At 68.1% G+C, this 2,385-nt stretch carries 3 protein-coding genes and 2 pseudogenes; 1 reads left to right on the top strand and 4 read right to left on the bottom strand.

The genetic code is table 11. The features are described from left to right. The 4 genes and pseudogenes from ACZ3UD_RS37560 to ACZ3UD_RS37545 form a co-directional block, all read right to left on the bottom strand. A pseudogene (locus ACZ3UD_RS37560) lies at nucleotides 1-745 on the bottom strand (ISKra4 family transposase); the annotation flags it as partial. Nucleotides 746-815: 70 nt separating this feature from the next. Beyond that, nucleotides 816-1,130 carry a hypothetical protein gene (locus ACZ3UD_RS37555; RefSeq protein ID WP_465598565.1) on the bottom strand — a complete coding sequence of 105 codons (315 nt, stop codon included), beginning with the start codon at nucleotides 1,128-1,130 and terminating at the stop codon, nucleotides 816-818. A 20-nt stretch (nucleotides 1,131-1,150) separates the two neighbouring features. Beyond that, entirely contained in the window at nucleotides 1,151-1,390 is a 240-nt protein-coding gene (locus ACZ3UD_RS37550; protein ID WP_465598562.1) for a hypothetical protein, read from the bottom strand. A gap of 107 nt (nucleotides 1,391-1,497) precedes the next feature. After that, nucleotides 1,498-1,644, bottom strand: a pseudogene (locus ACZ3UD_RS37545) (NF041680 family putative transposase); the annotation flags it as partial. Between the two features lie 287 nt (nucleotides 1,645-1,931). Here ACZ3UD_RS37545 and ACZ3UD_RS37540 point away from each other — a divergent pair. After that, nucleotides 1,932-2,385, top strand: a 454-nt coding sequence (locus tag ACZ3UD_RS37540; RefSeq protein ID WP_465598559.1) for a YncE family protein, incomplete at its 3' end; no start/stop codon positions are given.

The raw sequence follows: 2,385 nt of genomic DNA, 5'->3' as shown, positions 1-2,385 counted from the left end.
CCATCCGCTTGCGGTTCGGCTTCTCGCCCGGCGCGAGCCGGCCGCGATGCCCGCCCGCTGATGCGGCTTTCGCGGCAGCCCGGCGGGTGGCCTCGCGCAGGGCCTCGGACCGCATGACCACGCCCTTGCCGTCCACCTGGATCACCACCGGCATCTGTCGGCTGCACGGGACGGGAATCCTCGCGCGGTAGAAGCCGTCGACGTCGGCCGCGGCGGTGACCACGAGCTCTTCGAGTCGGCGTTTGCCCAGCACGTTCCCGCAGCGGCGCTCGATGGCCTGCTGAGCTTGGTCGAACGAGCCGTGCACGGCTTCGGTGACCGGGAGCCGCCGCAATCCCATCGAGTGCCGGCCCGCCGGCAGAGACAGCGCGGCGTCGGCCGGGTGGACGTTGCAGGCGCCTGGGCCCCGGTGGGCGATGCGGGTGACCCGGACCAGCCCGAACACGCTGGCCAGCCAGCGCGCGTGACCCGTCTCCCGCCATGGCCGCACCCACCCCTCCGGCCCCACCACGACAGGCCTGGCACCGGCGCGAACGAGTTCTTCCTCCTGCCGGGCGCGCAGGTCCAGATGGTCCTGCAACAGCTGCCGTAACAGCTCCCGCCCCGCCACCTCCAGGTGTTCTTCCAGCTCGGCGTGGGTCCACGCGCTCGCATCGCCGCCCGACAGGGTGCACATCAGCGTCTCGAAGGCGCTGACCGAGCGGGCAAAGGGGTCAGCGGTGGCATCGGTGTCGTACTGTTTCATCTCCAGGGCTCTTCCCGTCCTGCATCCGACACGGTTCACACCTTCGAATGTAGGCGGAAGATCCCTGGGGCTAAAGGGAGTTGGACGAAGCAGCCGTCCGGCGGCGGGCCGGAGTGAACGGCCCCGGAGCGTCCTCTTCCAGCCAGCCCCGTTCCACGTGCCGCTTCAGCTTCGCCCGCGTGCCCTCGATCTTCCCGGTCTCGGCCGGCAGCCCGATCCTGGGCACGATCTGCTCGGCACGGACCGGACCCGGCGCATCCGCCACCACCTCCACGATGTCCCGGTAGACCGGCGGCAGTACCTCCGGCCCCATCCCGAGCTGCCAGTTCGGCACGGTCAGCACCCCGATGAGCCGCCGCTCGGCCCCCGCATACGCCGACGCCACCCGCTCACCCGCTCACCCGCTCACCCGCTCACCCGCTCACCCGCAGGCGACTGTCCGGCATCGACCGTCACCGCGGGCGTCTGCGGCGTCATCTCCGCGAGCACCTCGGCGACCGTCTCCCGCGCGATCCGCAGACGCTCCAGCCCTTGCCGAGCCAGCTCCAACTTGGCGGACACCGCTGCGAGTTCAGCCTCGAACTCCTCCACCCGCACCCGGGCAGCCGCCTCGCGCGCCTCCAACTCCTCGAACAGCGAACCCATCAGCCGCCCTCCTCCACCACCACGGTAGAGACGAACAGCCCCGGGCACAGCCCCGATCAGCGTTCTCCCAGCTCAGCCCTTTCCTTCAGAAGAGCCGCACCCTAATGGGCACCGCGCCCCCACCGGTGCTCGACCGCCAGCGACAGCTCGACCAAAGTCTTCACCGACCCGTCCGCACACAGCACCGAATCGGTGAGCTCGAAGAGCGAGTCAGCCCGGGCGTAGAGACATTCATAGAACTCGACTTGAGTCATAAGTGAACTTGGCAACAAGCACTGCTCCGTTCGAGTGACTTCTTCGTGCGCGGTCTGTTCCAACTGCAGGGATGGTGGGTTACTACTGGCATCGACCCGGCGGGCTGCCCATCCCCTCCCGGGGGACAGGCTTTCGCCTGTTCTGGCCAAGACGGCCAGCGGAAATGCCGGGTGGGCACCCGTGGAAAGGTTGCGAGAAGCTCTTGTTGATGCGTCAGCTGACGTGACGTCAACTAGCTTTTCTCGGGCGCCTCACCCCCGATCAGACTTGGATCAAGGGGTGTGTTATGGCCAGCGACTTTCAATCGAAGTGGCGTCAACTGCGGGACTTCGCAAGGCTCAATCAGGGAGCGGCCGTTGTGAGTCCGCTGGATCCGACGGTGGCGGTGGGCGGTCTCCCGACCGGGGTGGCGATCACGCCCGACGGTCTGCACGCGTACGTCGCCAACGAGGGCGGCAACACGGTCAGCGTGATCGACACCGCCACCAACAGCGTCACCACCACCATTCCCGTGGGAACCGCACCCACCGGCGTGGCGATCACGCCCGACGGTCTGCACGCCTATGTGACCAACAACGGCGACAACACGGTCAGCGTGATCGACACCGCCACCAACACCGTCACCACCACCATTCCCGTGGGAACCGCACCCACCGGCGTGGCGATCACGCCCGACGGTCTGCACGCCTATGTGACCAACAACGGCGACAACACGGTCAGCGTGATCGACACCGCCACCC

The organism is Kitasatospora sp. NPDC023118, from assembly GCF_055560875.1.
This window is presented reverse-complemented; position numbering and strand designations above follow the sequence as displayed.

What these genes read in the sequence shown, in the direction of transcription:
- ACZ3UD_RS37550 (WP_465598562.1), bottom strand. Translation starts at nt 1,390, where the DNA reads ATGGGTTCGCTGTTCGAGGAGTTGGAGGCGCGCGAGGCGGCTGCCCGG.